Raw genomic sequence first — 13,452 nt, forward strand, 5'->3', positions numbered from 1 at the left:
TACAACCCATTATCGAACTGGCTTGTATCTCTAAAGCTATACCTAAAAAGCCTGGAACTCGACAGAAACCGACGGAACGCCATAAACGAAAAAACCCGCCAAGTGGCGGGTTTTAAAGGGTTCCATGGACTTTACTGGCTGTCAGTGGAACTAGAGATGGTGCCCGAACCCGGAATCGAACCGGGACGCCCTTACGAGCGGGGGATTTTAAGTCACTGTACCCCACGAAAGCTGCCTGAGGCTGTCGAGCGCTACCGACAGCTTCAGAGAGATGATCTGAGCTTAAAAGTTTGCTATATCAATGGTTTAGGATCAATTTCCGGCTTGCAAGCGGAAGATGCCCTGAGCTGCGATCAGCTTAGTAAAGCAGCCGAAATATGGCAAAAGATGCCGGTGAGGTTCCCATGGAGGTTCCCATGGTTCCCACGGCTTTACGCAATGGGTGTGGTGATGACAGCAAGAATCCAGTTCACTAAAGACGCTATCGACAAGCTGAAGTGCCCCGACGATAAAAGTGATGTGTTGGTGTATGACCTCGACGAGAAAGGCTTGGCTGTAAGGGTGACCAAGGCGGGAGCCAAGACTTTTTTCGTGGTCAGGAAGATCGGTGGCAAAGTCCACAGGGTCAACCTTGGCGCCTTCGACAAAGAGAAGACCAAACTCATTCCACTGCGACTCAAGGCAAAGCAGACCTTCGCGGGCTTGGAAGACGCCATCGCGGCTGAGAAAACAAAAACAGAAACGGAGTCAGTAACTCTCGGATCTGCCTTCAAAGGCATGATGTCTGCGAAGTCAAAGATCACTGCGGTGACTGTTGCAGACTACGAGAAAACCTACAAAAACCATCTTCAGAAATATGAGGATCGACCACTCGTTTCAATCTCAAACGAAGACGTGATCGCAATGCATCATGAATTCTCTGAGCCGCTGATCAAATCAAATGGTAAGCCTGGAGCTCGAAGAGAGCGGTCTGCGAATAAAGCTATCGTCCTCCTGGGTTCGATTTACAGGTTCGCAATCGTGATTCATGCGAAGCAGGGTAAGCGCCGGATCGATCACAATCCAGTCGACATCATGAAGACGCTGAAGCTCTGGAACAAAAACAACAGATCAAAGATTCGTGTGAATCCCAGCGAACTTCCAGATCTGATCAGAGAATGCCTTCGCATCGCTAACACACAGCCAATGCGGGATGTACCTACCTCTTTTCAGTGCGTCTCTGCTGCTGTTCTTTTCATGCTATTCACGGGAGTAAGGCCAGGAGAGGTCTCGAAGATCAAAAAGGAGTATGTCCATCACCCAACACGCTCCATCATTTTTCCTGAGCGAAATGCTGATAATGAACTCGACACATTGAAAAATGGTAAGGAGTTTCACTTGGTGCTCAACGACACTGCGTACTGCCAGCTGGTCTACTCAATGAAGCACAGTGATAGCGAGTACGTATTTTCCGGAGTTCAAAACCCTCGGCTTGGCGAGTCGAATGTCAGGGATTTTCTCATGCGTATTGAGAAGAAAATCGGCAAACACCTACCAAGGAAAATCCTTCGGGCCAGCTTTATCTCGCTTGCTGAGGCAGCTGACATCGGTGCGTTTAAAATCAAGATTCTCTGCAACCATGATGGTCAGGGCCAGACAGTGGACGTGACTGACGGATACAAGACTGCTTACTTGAACGAAGTTAGGTCTTCCGCAACTAAAGTAGAGAGCAAGATCTACGAACTCTCCGGCGCAAGCCAGAAAGAAGTCTGCAGAGAGTTGTTTGATTCGCTAGTAAAACTTGACGAGAAAGAACTCCAGTCAAAATTCGTATCACTTTAAGAAACTACCTGTCCCGTATATTGAGGGCACCACAAACTGTCAATGCGAATTCGCATCATGTCATAGCGAAACCACAGTCACATCTTGTGATTTTCGCAGTGCATGAGTGCGAATTCGCTTTAGTGCTTTGTGATTTCGCACTACCAGAGAGTGATTTCGCATTCACATCTTGCGAAAGTAGGTATATAAGCAAATAACCAAAAATAAAAACACAAATTCACTAGACCCACTTAAAGCTCCTTTTGCATAATAGGTCTAGAGCTTGTTTATAGCCAGTTGTGTCTATGTCAGACAAGTACGACTAGATACTCACATCCCTTCGGGTGTTGCGTTAAAGAAAAGCTCATATAAAAAAATAAAGGTGAGCCAAGATGAAAAGTGTTGAAAGACAAAACAAAGAATCGCGCATCACCCTGCGCCTCAACAAACCTGAACTCGACACCCTGAATGCTAAAGTCGCTGAGGCAGGCTACAAGTCCGCTGGAGCGTTCATTCGCGATTTCGTTGCTAACGGCCAAGTGACGCCTAAAGTCGGCCAGGACGTTGTTCAGATCGCCCGTGAGCTCATGAATCTAGCATCAATGATCAACTCCGACCGTCCAGGCTCCGAACTGCTTGAGAAAGTGAAGTACATCGCTCAGGTGAATCTTGGGGGTGTGAAATGATCGGCAAGATTTTCCCGAAGTCCGCAGGATCTTTTAAGAACCGCATCCGCTACATGTTCGGCTGCACGAAGCACGATCACGAGATCTCTGGCATCCGAACAATTGGTTTCAACACAATGAGCAAAGACCCGCTACCTGGCGTCCTCCAGGGCAACGAGGCGGACTTGTCGGAGATGATCAAAGAATTTGACCAGGTCGAGACCCTGCGCCGCTTCTCTATCGACTCCGACAAGCCCATCAAGCCAGTCTTCCACGCCATGCTATCTCTACGCCCCGGAGAGTCCTTAACGACGTCCCAGTGGCGCACAGCAGTCCAGACGTACATGGCAGACCTAGGCTTCGACAAGACGAATCAGTACGTCGCTGTAATGCATCAAGACAAAGACCATCAGCACGTCCATATAGTCGCCAACCGAATCCGGCTCAATGACGACTTCAGTATGGTCAAAGACAGCAACGAGCGAAGCATCAGCCTGGACTCAGTGTCTGGGATAGAAGACCGCTTCAACCTAAGCAAAGCTCCCAAGCCCAAGGACACCTGGGGCGTCTCGATCACTCACGCAGAGCTCCAAGCCTCGATCCGTGACAACAATCTGCCTTTGAAGCACAAGATGATCGCAAAGATCGCAGGCGCTATCGAAGCCACCAACCAGGCCCAGGGCGACATGTTTACGTTTACCAGGTTGCTTAGGAAGCAAAAGGTCTACATCAACCTCACCCTCAACGAGGACGGTCAACCAAAGGGCATTTCGTTTGAATTTGACGGTAAACACATTAGCGGCAGGCAGCTCAAACGTTCAAGGCTGACGTGGTACAAACTAACTACTCAAGAAGGAATACATTATGACCCAGAAACCATTTCAGAACTTCAGGATGAAATTGCAAGAACATATAGCGAGGAGCAAGAAAGAGCTAGAACCTATCACTACGAGTTCATCGCGGTCAGCGGCCGCAGAAAAAAGCCTATCTACGTCAAGTTCACAGCAAAGGATTATGATGTCCAGAAAATGATTCAGGAGATTCTTGAACTACTAGACGCAATATTTGATGCGCTGTTCAAGCCCCAGGAATGTAGGCTAAAGCGCAACTATATTGAGTTTATTCCAGGCACGCCACTAAACATCCCTGAAGATGAAGAGTTTGCACTTTGAGATACTTTTGTAGTAGTTCATCAGTAACCTGGCGTCGAGCAACGCATGATGCGGAAGCTCTGGCGCTTCTTCGTCGCTTACACCTTTCTCATTAAAGAGTTCAATTAAATTTACCGGGGTTTTCGACATATTGACTGGCCATTTTCCTTGCTGGTAGACAATAGAGCAAAAGAATTCCCAGTCCCACCCAGGCGCATCCGACATAATTTCGACGGTATCGAATTTCGCCAAAAAGCCCCAGATTTTTGTTCTCGCAGCCTCAGTGGATATTGATGTTTCACCACCACTAAACTGAGGTAACACATGCTCAATGACGAAGTGACTGCAATCAGCATGTGTGTAATTATCGTTCAGCTCGAAGTAAAGCTCCTGGCCATCTTCAGCAACAAGCGCTAACGCAATCAGTTTGGAGCTTGGATTGAGCTGCGTGAACTAACAATCAACTACGACCTTCACTCGCGCCTCCTTAGCCAGCACTATATCTTCATAGTTTTCAATGTAATGAGCCAGGCCGTATGGTACAAGTTTTTCTACCTCGGACTTTGCAAAACTGTATTTCTTCTGACTTTCGTCAGCCTGCGCCTTGAGAGAGCCAATCTTTGAAACAATCTTCTTCAGTCTCTTTATTTTCGACTCCAATTCTCTATATAACTCTCCTTTGCTCACGAGCTCATGCAGCGCTCCAGGCTTCACATCAAATCTAACATGGGTGGAAAGCTTTTCTCGCTCTTCATGAGTCGCAAATAAAGACTCGTAACTGGTGAAGTATCGATAAATCGCAATCTGCTGCTCAGCTTGAGATATAAGGCTGTCGCTACAATACTCAAAAACCTTCGTGCGCAGCAAGTTTATATACGTGCCATCGATATAATCTTTATATTTCAGGCACTCCTCATTCAATGAGGCGATTTTCTGTACGATTAATTCAGCAGGCTGCGGGTGCGCTATGAAGGGCCTCACAGGAATATTTTTAAAAATTACTGGACGAGCCTTGTCTACAAGGTAGTCCCAGAAGACTAAAGATTGAAAATCAATCGACATAACTAAGCTCCCCATGCTTCGGAAAGACTTATCGTACGCTTCTAGATCTTTCTTGTAGATTTCTACTGCCGAGGAAAACTTTTCAGCAGTCACTCTCGCAGGCAACGTATCAATCCCTGCAGCCAGATAAGCCAAGGCATGAGAGCGCTGAGGCTCCGAGGTGTTTTTAGATGCATTCAGATATAAATCATAGACTGCTTGCCGTCCGTGCTCAGCTATCAGAGCAGAAACGTGAAAGGGCAATTCTGAATAATTAGTATTACACCAGTCCATAAATTAAATCTCCATGTATTTCCCCGATTTTACCAGCATGACCATTTGCTGGCAAACCTTGCAAGCGGTACAATTTCGAATATTAGTCTTGGGGGCGTTCTACTCATGGATAATAAATTTAGCAACGTAGCAGATCATGTTTTGGCTCTAGCTGCCCAGCACGGAATCACCGTCGAACTGGATCGCACTGACAATATGACCAATACTTTTTCAAAGCTTTCAGGAGGCGAAGTAAGGCTTGATGAAATAGAAATTCTGCTAGTTCATTTAGCTGGAAAGGAAATCATCAGCCAGGAGAAGTTATTTTCATTGGTTGAACAATATCTAGATGAGTCGCAGTCATGAGTTCAAGATCTCTTATCTATGAAGCAGTTGTTCGAGAAGTGAAGCATGAAGTCTATGTTGTGGGGCTTGTGTTCGGCATTGTCGACGACTCAACGAAAGATGGCGACCGTATGACTACCCATCGAATCCGTGAGGCCTGGGTAGAGGTTGACGGAATCGGCGCTGTCGACAGCCAGGGGAACGAATTCCTCGTAATCGACGTTGATCAGACTCATCCATCGGCTCTGACTAGCCCGCATCAGTTGTTTGCGCTCGCGTATCTCAGCCGAGGTGAGTCAGGAGAATCAACTGGTGCTTGCCCCTACGCGCTCTATGGAGGCTCCTGCAGTGGGTCGTGCATCAGATCAATGTTTGGGGTGGAATTCTGATCTCGATTCCGCTGATCCCTGTGATCTGGTTTTTCGTGATGATGTGCAAGGGGGCCCGGAGGATGGGCAGGATGGTTAAGAGAGCTTTCAGTCCATCTGACCGCGTGCTAAGCGAAGTCGTGGCTGACGAGGCCGGGTGAATCTACGGGCAGGTTGACGGTGACACGACTGCGTTTGGGCTATTTGCCGAGCTCCATGTCGAAGCCCGCCTGGTCAAAGAAGGCATGGTGCTTCGCGACCGTACCGGCAAAACATTTCTAGTGACGTCATTCGATAAAGGTCAGAAACCTGCGCCCCTGGCCACGTTGCTGGCTGAGTCGTTTTTACGAGAGTAGATGCCTCAGCTGCACGCTTGAGAGACGCATAATTTCAGCGACTGAATAGACCTTGCGGCGCACCAGCGTCTTCGCGAGGTCGTATGCGTCCATGTCACCTCCAATGTTGCCCACGGCCCCCATAAGAGCCAACTGGTCATACTCAGATAGCCGAGCCTCACCCAAAGCTTTTTCGGTTTCCGCCTTAGCCAGCTTCGCTCGAACTTTAATATCCAGTTCATCCGCACGCCTTTCTGCACGATTTGAAAGTGCGCGTAAGCCGGCTTCTCCGAATACTTCGATTACATCAAGAGTAATATAAATTAACTCCTGAAGTTCCTGCGCGTCATCGTGCTCATATGAAAGCCCGCATCCGCAATCATCGCGATGAGGATCGCCGCTTTTAATTGGTGTATCAGCAATTGCTTGATGACTAATCAAAACCTTGATACCCATTATTATTTTCTTTTTTGGCTGAGGCTTATAAACATCATATTGAATTGGACTCACCTACTCAATAAATAAATGCAATCTATATGAAGGTAATGTGATGTCAAATAGCGCTCCGATGCTATTGCACTGTCTGGAACCCCTTATATAATGGACTTATACAAAGATTTCGGAGCTCAAGATGAGCAAAAAGCTGTCGACATTACTTGTCGCAATCGCATTCCTTTTGTCTAGCGTAACTGCAATTTCTGTAGCCTTGGCTATGTATGCACTTATTGAAGACAAGAATCTTGCGCTCTTGTTTGCGTCTGCGGCGGTGCTTCTTGATGTATTCAAATATTTGGCGTGGCCTGTTGCGATTCGTGTTTTGCGCGGTGCTAGTGCAGCTCTGACAATAGCCTGCGCCTTGATATTGTCTGGTGTTAGCGGATGGGCTACTTATGATCGACTCATGACTTCGATAAACGTCAGTAAGGCTACTCATGAAGCTATGACAACAGGTCGAGTGAATGCTCTAGTAAGCTTGGCTAAGAATGACTCTGCTCTTATCTCTCAGCTTGATAAAGAGATCTCCGATGCATCGGCGCAAGCTAATGAGCTGAGGGCTCGGGGGATGGTTTCCAGGGCACTGGAGCTTGAAGAATCCGTAGGTGGGCGTGCAGCATCACAGCGTGCTCAGGCTCTTACGCGTATCAACGCAGGATCACTAGAGATCGCTCACATCAAATCTGGGGTTGCCAAGGCGTCGAGCCTACCTCCGTTGCTGGCTCAGCTTCTGTGCCTTGGTTTCGCGATGTCCCTGGAGATCGTTCCAGCTCTGATATTGACTGGCGTTCGGGGGGCTAGACGCTCTATTACGCATGTTGTAGCCTCGGAGGGTAGCGAAAAGCCATTATTGGATGCGACAACGTTGCCAGCGGAGGTGTCAGAAACGCCAGAAACCTCAAAAACTACAGAAACGCTTCCTGATTCGAATGCAGAAATCCTGAAAACGCTCGTTGTCCACGCAAAAACCTTGGAACCCGGTACGCCGGTTAGACTCAAGGAATTCGCGAAAAACGCCAGAATCGGGAACCTCCGGGCCGGTGAGATTTTCAGAAACGCAGAGAGTTTGGGAGTTATTAGAAAAACTACAATTGGGTATGTAACTGCTTAGTAAAAACGCTTTTCATCGCTAGTTCAGCGCCAGTAGCATTGATGCAACTAAATAATTAGGGATTGATATGAAGGCTTATAGAATTATGTGGGGAGTGTTCATGTTTTGCGTGGTTACTCCCGCATTCGTATTGGCATCTGCAACAGAGCTTCAGACACTGCCGGAAACAGCGGCACAGGCACTTGGTTTTCTTCAGGGTTGGTACTTACCTCACTTCCTAGCATCGATACTTGCTTATCCAGTAGCAATTTTGGCAACCATCTTGCCGGGCTCAAGCACGCTTCTGCCTTTCTTGGGAGAGATGATCTGGGAAAATGTTGGGGTGATCCTGCTGGCTGCCGCGCTGTTGAATGTCGAGCCTCCTTTCTATAAGCGTCAGGATGACATGGAGATTGCAAATGCTGCGGCGTAAAACATTTGCTCAAGCTTGTGCGTTCCTAGCCGCATTCTGGCTTGTGGGGGAAGTCTTCTTTGGATTTGTCCGCTCGCCGTTTGCAGACACGTTTACCGGCAATGTCTACGTAGCTGCTCAAAAGAATGGTTTTGTCCAGTTGGAGCCTCTGAACGCTCAAGTTCGCGTAGAAATAATCGACAAGGGTTTTGTATACGATAGAGTCGATGAGGTGTCCAAATCCGGTTTGCGTATCAAATTCACCGGTGAGGGGATCGAAACACTTAAACGCTATGGTGTTGATCCAAAGTTGCTGGGTGGTGAAGATCCACATGGGGGTCTATGCGAAGTGAGGACGTCGGACACAAGGAACCACGCAAATCTATTCGCCGGAATGAAAACTGATTACAGCGAACAAGAGATGCGCTACATAACTGCTCACGATATGAAGTTCTACAAGGTCGCGAGCGACGACGTCGATTGCAAGATGATTCATGTCGGTACAGTGCGTTTCGACAACGTCCAGATCGCTTTTGACGGCCTAAGCAGTCCTGGTTTTGTATTTGCGGATCTCAAGCGCGACAGTCACATTGGCTTCCTACAGCGGATGATCATGAAGCTTCGATTCAATGCTGAGAAAGACTGGCCGAAGTTCCTAGCGATCAATTGATATCACCTTGTCGCGCTTACCCTGGCGGCGACTGAATCCGTAAACCCTGGCTTTTAAGCGCTGATCTCGAAAGTCAGGGAGCTGAAGTACGCACCCCCATTCAGCGACGTCTCATCAGCAAGCGTCCAAGAATCCCCTGTGATTCCGCTCACGGCTTTAACGACATTCTCCCAGATTTCACGATCACCTGGTAGGTCGCATCGGTCAGGGAAGGTCAATGAGAATACGGCTCCCATCAGTTCCACTTGGATCATAAACGGTAGGTTCACAACATGCTCGGCAAGATCTGGTTCTTTGCATCCGGCAGCGACACATGCAGCACCAAATTCGGGGAATTGCACCATAATCGACTTTGAATTATCAGTATTCTTCAGATCCTCTTCAGCGTTATGGAGAAATATAGTTGCGAGGATTTTGCCATGGCGTTCAACAAGGTGTACGAAGTCGGCTGTAGTGAGGCCATAAACATCGAAAGATACCTCTTCTTTATCTTCCGTACCCGATGCACCAGGAATGGCTTGGGTAATAAAAACTTTCTTAAATGGAACAACAGGTTCGAGCAGAGACATACGAAAGCCTTTCTTATTATTATTATTATTATTTTCACATCATATAATTTCGATTGACACAGATGTGGCCGTAGTCAAGAATGATTTGAGGTCAAGCCAGCCCGAGGCCAGGGATGCAGAAAATATCAGAACTAACACTTGCAGAGCGTGATGATTATGTTTGCCGTCAAAGTGTGGCTGTGCTGCAAGTTAGCGGGCATGACATGCCGTTGGAAGTTGCACTGGATTACTTGCTGGATTCTGAATCGCAGGATGGTTATCGATTTGATGTTCTGGACTGCGTGTTCAACTGTATTTCTTTTGCTTTAGAGCACAAGCGCGATGACACAGAGGTGAAGGAAGCCATGGAGAACATGCTGATGCAGGTTGGTGCGGAGAATGTGCATCGGTTGACTGACCAGTTGTTCAAGATTGCCGAGGCTGCGGCCAAGGGCGAGCTGGAGCCGGTCGTATGCTGACAGTTCATTTCGTGCGTCATGGTGAGAGCGCTGCGAACGCTGGTAATGCAACATCAGACCCGGCGCTGATTCCGCTGACTGAAAAAGGCTGGGCGCAGGCACGGGCTGTAGCGGATTCGTTCGATGTAGCGCCCGATCTGATCGTGATGTCGCCGTTTGAGCGTGCCCAGGATACGGCGCTGCCGACTATCCAAAAGTTTCCAGGGTGTCCTGTTGAGATTTGGGCAGTAGAGGAATTTACTTACCTCTCACCGGCCAGGTGTACCGATACAACAGCTGCGGAGCGAAAACCTTGGGTTGAGGCGTATTGGAATTCGGCTGATCCGGACTTCGAGGATTGGCCTGGCACAGAGTCCTTCAGTCACCTGATCAGGAGAGCTAGGACTGTTTTGATTCGCCTGAACACCATGACCGGTAAGGTAGTGGTCTTTGGGCACGGTCAGTTTATGCAAGCAGTACGTTGGCTGGTTGCCTATTGCCCAGAACTGATCAACTCAGACTCAATGGGTGATTTCAGGGTTTTCGATATTAGCAACCCAATTGCTAATTGTGAGTGTATTGAATTCAGGTTCGATGGTCGCGCCTGGAATTTAGTAGTCGATAATAAATAAGGGATTAAAATGAGCAATTTCGCTATGAAACCAATGGACGTTAAGCGTTTCAGCGCTCTGGTTGGGCCGTCTAGAACTCCAGGCGCGGCGTATATAAGCAAAGAGCTAGCCTGGTTTAGTAATTCCGACGAATCAATTTTGGGATCTATACTGTTAGATATCGAAGATACTGAATTTGTCTCAATTCTCTTAGGACGAGACGAGGTCGGAAGATACCGTTTGTTTGATTTAAAGCACGGGATGAAATCACCTAAAAAGGCTGAGGATTGGCTCGCCAAACGAATGGAGCATCATACTGCCACTGGAAAAAAGGTCTTTGAGCAAGGGGATGCCACTGGCGAGGCAATGGATCTATTCACACCTATCGTTGCGGATAAGAAGCTCCATCCATTTTTTTTGAGACTTCGAGACGAACCGTCCTTCTCTTCTGCAAAGGAGATTATCGCCGAGATGGCTCCGCACTTTGTGGACATTGATGGTAACTACGTTGAGCAGTTCCAGTCTACGGGCTTTGATGCGAGGCTGTGGGAGCTCTACCTAAACGCCTACCTTGTGGAAGAAGCTCTATTCTTCGACAGGGAGCACTATGCCCCTGACTTCCTAGTAAAGAAGTTCGGCAAAACCGTTGCCATCGAAGCTGTAATAGTGGGGAGGAAAACTGCTGTTACGGATGAAACTATAAATCGGCCAATCGAGGCAATGTCCCCTGAAGAGCTGATGGAGAAAACCAGGGATGAAATGCCAATTAAATTTGGCAGCCCGTTATTCTCGAAACTTAAAAAAGAATACTGGAAACTGGATCATGTTGCAGGAAACCCTTTGGTCATTGCTATTGCCGACTTCCATGACAACCAATCAATGACGTGGAGTGGCACGGCCCTATTGCAATACCTCTACGGAGTACGTCATGACTTTCACAGGGATGACGAAGGCAATTTAATTATTTCCCCATTGAAAATTGAGACCCACCAGGTAGGAGATAAAGTAATTCCATCGGGATACTTTTTTCAGCCAGACGCCGAAAACATCAGCGCAATATTGTTTACCGCAGGTGGAACCATCTCTAAATTTAATCGTATGGGCAAACAAGCTGGATTTGGAAGTGCGTCCGTTATAATGCACAGGGCTGGAACTTACCATGATCATGATCCAAATGCCTCACTCCCTAAAATGTTCGGATATGAAGTGAACGAGACCTGTCAGGAGACTTGGGCAGAGGGGGTGTCAATGTTCCACAATCCAAATGCACTACACCCAGTTCCTAGGGAGCTTTTTCCATCTATTGCCCATCATAGATTCGATGACGGTCAGATCGTAAGTGACCTGCCAGAATTTCATACCTATGCGTCGCAGACCTTCATGCTAAACATAACCGACAAGAAATAAATTAAGGGGCCTGCGGGCCCCTTATGCATCCAGCTGATCAGGCTGCAGTTACGTGCTCTTCAACGAACAGCTTGGAGCGTCCAGCGCCTGTGACTGCTTTGGATACAAGCAAGGTGCCTTTGATTTCCTGATCCGCGTAATCCGAAGACAACAGCTGACGCTAGGCTGCAGGAGACAGCGAGACTTTGTGGTAAACCACTTTCACCGGGGCATCATCATTTGCCAGGTTGATACCGTCGAAGGTAATACGCACGTTCACACCGGTGTTGGTGAAGCCCTCGATCCTGCGCACAGCGGCTTTTTCGTAAACGACATCAGCAATATCTCCATCTTGGATTGCCGAGGTTTTTGGGAAATAGAGAGAGCCGTTAGAGATAACGTAGTCTTGACCTTCAGTCAGTGGCTCAGCCTCTCCCTTGATGGTTACGCTGGTCAGTAAGGAGATGATCCCAGGGACAATAGCATTGGACTCCTTAAACGCCTTAATTGAAGCGGTGGCACCTGGCACCGCAACGTCCTTGTAGACGTCGCCGTACATAACGAGGGCTAGCACGTCTGGATTGAACGACTTGAGGTTCATGGTCAGCTCAGCGGTGTTCTTGATCACCTTGGACTGAGCAACACCAAGCGCTAAAGTCAGACTTACCGTCAGTAGCACCGTTCAATGCTTCATTGATTAATTGTGACGCGGGGATCTTGGTATTTGTTTTCGGATACCACGGAAGTTCTCAATCATCTTGGCAATCTTTACAGCGGTGTCAGCAGCGATAGATGACATGCCGTGAGTTGCGGGGTCTATCCAATGAGCTTGACATGGAGGAGTAAGTATTTAGCGGTATTCCAGCAGCATACTAACTCGAACTAATATTCATCGCCGTCACTGGTGGGCAAGAAGCATAAGTATTAGCTCGTGATGTTGAGTGGCTATTATATTTATGGTATAAAGTTTTCTCACATCAAAGGAATGCAGTTCGTGAAAAAACTGGTACTCGCGTTGTCTATTGTTATGCTCGCCGCGTGTGGCGAATCGAAAGTCACCAAAGTTGATGGCAGCAGCCTGCTGACAGCTGATCAAACACTCAAAGCTATGGGTAAAGATCTCAGCCAAGGTGAATCTATCAATTACCTGGTCGACATTCGTATGCTGCACGCCCGCTACAACAATGCCGAGTTCGGGAAAAAGCTCGACGGCATGGACATGGAAGAAGTCCGCAAGGAAATGGCGAGTACCAAGGCCTATTTCATCGACCTCAACCGCAAGCGTTTCATTAAAGTCGAGCAGGACGAGATTGATCGGCTGACCGCAAAAGTTGAGAACATGAGTCAACTGCGCCAGACCATGGAGAAGGATTTCGATCCAGAAACCAGTGTCTTTACGGCTCCAGATCTCGCACGAATCAAAGAGCGTCAACGTCGGCAAGAAGAGTACCGCACTCAAACCGACGATGAGTTGTAAGCGCTCCATGAACCCCACATTCAAAGTCACCATCTGATCCCCGATGCTGTGCTCCCGATTCCTTTCCGGAGCCAGCACCTCATGATGCGTCCCGACGCAAAAGTCGAAAAAGTCTATCTCTACCCCAAACCCGTCGACTTCCGAAAATCCATCGATGGCCTAGCCGCTCTGGTCGAACTGGACATTAAGGTCGCGGTGTTTGACCCGGTACTTTTCGTGTTCCTCAACAAGCCTCGAAACCGAGTGAAAATTTTGTATTGGGAGCGTAACGGTTTTTGCCTTTGGCTAAAGCGGCTGGAGTCCGAGCGCTTCAAAACATCGCCGGAT

The 13,452-nt window shown here is 48.0% G+C and carries 17 protein-coding genes; 12 read left to right on the plus strand and 5 right to left on the minus strand.

The genetic code is table 11. From position 1 onward, the window contains the following. The first annotated feature begins 156 nt into the window (after nt 1-156). The 3 genes from BLQ09_RS13255 to BLQ09_RS13265 all read left to right on the plus strand — a co-directional run bounded on the left by BLQ09_RS13255 (nt 157) and on the right by BLQ09_RS13265 (nt 3,637). Nucleotides 157-1,821: an integrase family protein gene (locus BLQ09_RS13255; RefSeq protein WP_256568774.1), complete on the plus strand. Its 1,665-nt coding sequence runs from the start codon at nt 157-159 to the stop codon at nt 1,819-1,821. A gap of 371 nt (nt 1,822-2,192) precedes the next feature. After that, nucleotides 2,193-2,486 (plus strand): plasmid mobilization protein, encoded by a 294-nt coding sequence (locus BLQ09_RS13260; protein ID WP_092357222.1) that lies wholly within the window; start codon nt 2,193-2,195, stop codon nt 2,484-2,486. Next, on the plus strand, nt 2,483-3,637 hold the full coding sequence (locus BLQ09_RS13265) for a relaxase/mobilization nuclease domain-containing protein (RefSeq protein ID WP_092357224.1): 1,155 nt from the start codon (nt 2,483-2,485) through the stop codon (nt 3,635-3,637). Before BLQ09_RS13260 ends, BLQ09_RS13265 begins: the two co-directional genes overlap by 4 nt. Nucleotides 3,638-4,069: 432 nt before the next feature. On the opposite strand, the gene BLQ09_RS13270 is transcribed toward BLQ09_RS13265, so the two are convergent. After that, nucleotides 4,070-4,951: a hypothetical protein gene (locus BLQ09_RS13270; protein ID WP_092357226.1), complete on the minus strand. Its 882-nt coding sequence runs from the start codon at nt 4,949-4,951 to the stop codon at nt 4,070-4,072. Nucleotides 4,952-5,056: 105 nt separating this feature from the next. Between BLQ09_RS13270 and BLQ09_RS31010 the strand changes: the two genes are divergently transcribed. Further along, a complete protein-coding gene (locus BLQ09_RS31010) occupies nt 5,057-5,296 on the plus strand; it encodes a hypothetical protein (protein WP_139202107.1) in 240 nt (79 codons plus the stop codon). Between the two features lie 89 nt (nt 5,297-5,385). Here BLQ09_RS31010 and BLQ09_RS31540 read toward each other — a convergent pair whose 3' ends face one another. After that, nucleotides 5,386-5,511, minus strand: coding sequence for a hypothetical protein (locus BLQ09_RS31540; RefSeq protein WP_256568775.1), 126 nt, complete (start codon nt 5,509-5,511; stop codon nt 5,386-5,388). Between the two features lie 476 nt (nt 5,512-5,987). Further along, the gene (locus BLQ09_RS13280; RefSeq protein WP_092357228.1) at nt 5,988-6,434 is read right to left on the minus strand and encodes a hypothetical protein; all 447 of its coding nucleotides are present in this window, start codon (nt 6,432-6,434) and stop codon (nt 5,988-5,990) included. A 175-nt stretch (nt 6,435-6,609) separates the two neighbouring features. Between BLQ09_RS13280 and BLQ09_RS13290 the strand changes: the two genes are divergently transcribed. The 3 genes from BLQ09_RS13290 to BLQ09_RS13300 all read left to right on the plus strand — a co-directional run bounded on the left by BLQ09_RS13290 (nt 6,610) and on the right by BLQ09_RS13300 (nt 8,645). After that, on the plus strand, nt 6,610-7,584 hold the full coding sequence (locus BLQ09_RS13290) for a hypothetical protein (protein ID WP_256568776.1): 975 nt from the start codon (nt 6,610-6,612) through the stop codon (nt 7,582-7,584). A gap of 100 nt (nt 7,585-7,684) precedes the next feature. After that, the gene (locus BLQ09_RS13295; RefSeq protein ID WP_256568777.1) at nt 7,685-7,996 is read left to right on the plus strand and encodes a hypothetical protein; all 312 of its coding nucleotides are present in this window, start codon (nt 7,685-7,687) and stop codon (nt 7,994-7,996) included. Further along, nucleotides 7,983-8,645 (plus strand): hypothetical protein, encoded by a 663-nt coding sequence (locus BLQ09_RS13300; protein ID WP_092357232.1) that lies wholly within the window; start codon nt 7,983-7,985, stop codon nt 8,643-8,645. Before BLQ09_RS13295 ends, BLQ09_RS13300 begins: the two co-directional genes overlap by 14 nt. A 53-nt stretch (nt 8,646-8,698) precedes the next feature. Here BLQ09_RS13300 and BLQ09_RS13305 read toward each other — a convergent pair whose 3' ends face one another. After that, nucleotides 8,699-9,214, minus strand: a complete 516-nt coding sequence (locus BLQ09_RS13305; RefSeq protein WP_175472308.1) for a phage pre-tape measure protein — start codon at nt 9,212-9,214, stop codon at nt 8,699-8,701. A gap of 113 nt (nt 9,215-9,327) precedes the next feature. Here BLQ09_RS13305 and BLQ09_RS13310 point away from each other — a divergent pair, with 113 nt between their 5' ends. Genes BLQ09_RS13310 through BLQ09_RS13320 form a run of 3 tightly spaced genes read left to right on the plus strand, consistent with a single transcriptional unit; the run spans nt 9,328 to nt 11,669 of the window. Then, nucleotides 9,328-9,672, plus strand: coding sequence for a hypothetical protein (locus BLQ09_RS13310; protein WP_092357234.1), 345 nt, complete (start codon nt 9,328-9,330; stop codon nt 9,670-9,672). Continuing rightward, nucleotides 9,666-10,283, plus strand: coding sequence for a histidine phosphatase family protein (locus BLQ09_RS13315; protein WP_092357236.1), 618 nt, complete (start codon nt 9,666-9,668; stop codon nt 10,281-10,283). Before BLQ09_RS13310 ends, BLQ09_RS13315 begins: the two co-directional genes overlap by 7 nt. A gap of 9 nt (nt 10,284-10,292) precedes the next feature. After that, nucleotides 10,293-11,669 (plus strand): glycosaminoglycan attachment protein, encoded by a 1,377-nt coding sequence (locus BLQ09_RS13320; RefSeq protein WP_092357238.1) that lies wholly within the window; start codon nt 10,293-10,295, stop codon nt 11,667-11,669. A 160-nt stretch (nt 11,670-11,829) separates the two neighbouring features. Here the strand turns inward: BLQ09_RS13320 and BLQ09_RS13325 are convergent, their stop codons facing one another. Beyond that, nucleotides 11,830-12,327 carry a phage tail tube protein gene (locus BLQ09_RS13325; protein WP_092357240.1) on the minus strand — a complete coding sequence of 166 codons (498 nt, stop codon included), beginning with the start codon at nt 12,325-12,327 and terminating at the stop codon, nt 11,830-11,832. Nucleotides 12,328-12,642: 315 nt separating this feature from the next. On the opposite strand from BLQ09_RS13325, the gene BLQ09_RS31265 reads away from it, so the two are divergent. Both BLQ09_RS31265 and tnpB read left to right on the plus strand, forming a co-directional pair. Further along, nucleotides 12,643-13,125, plus strand: a complete 483-nt coding sequence (locus BLQ09_RS31265; RefSeq protein ID WP_175472309.1) for a hypothetical protein — start codon at nt 12,643-12,645, stop codon at nt 13,123-13,125. Nucleotides 13,126-13,206: 81 nt separating this feature from the next. After that, nucleotides 13,207-13,452 (plus strand): IS66 family insertion sequence element accessory protein TnpB (gene tnpB / locus BLQ09_RS13335; protein WP_139202109.1); only part of this gene is annotated, 246 nt, incomplete at its 3' end.

Source organism: Pseudomonas sp. NFACC25, assembly GCF_900100935.1.
Lineage (GTDB): Bacteria > Pseudomonadota > Gammaproteobacteria > Pseudomonadales > Pseudomonadaceae > Aquipseudomonas > Aquipseudomonas marginalis.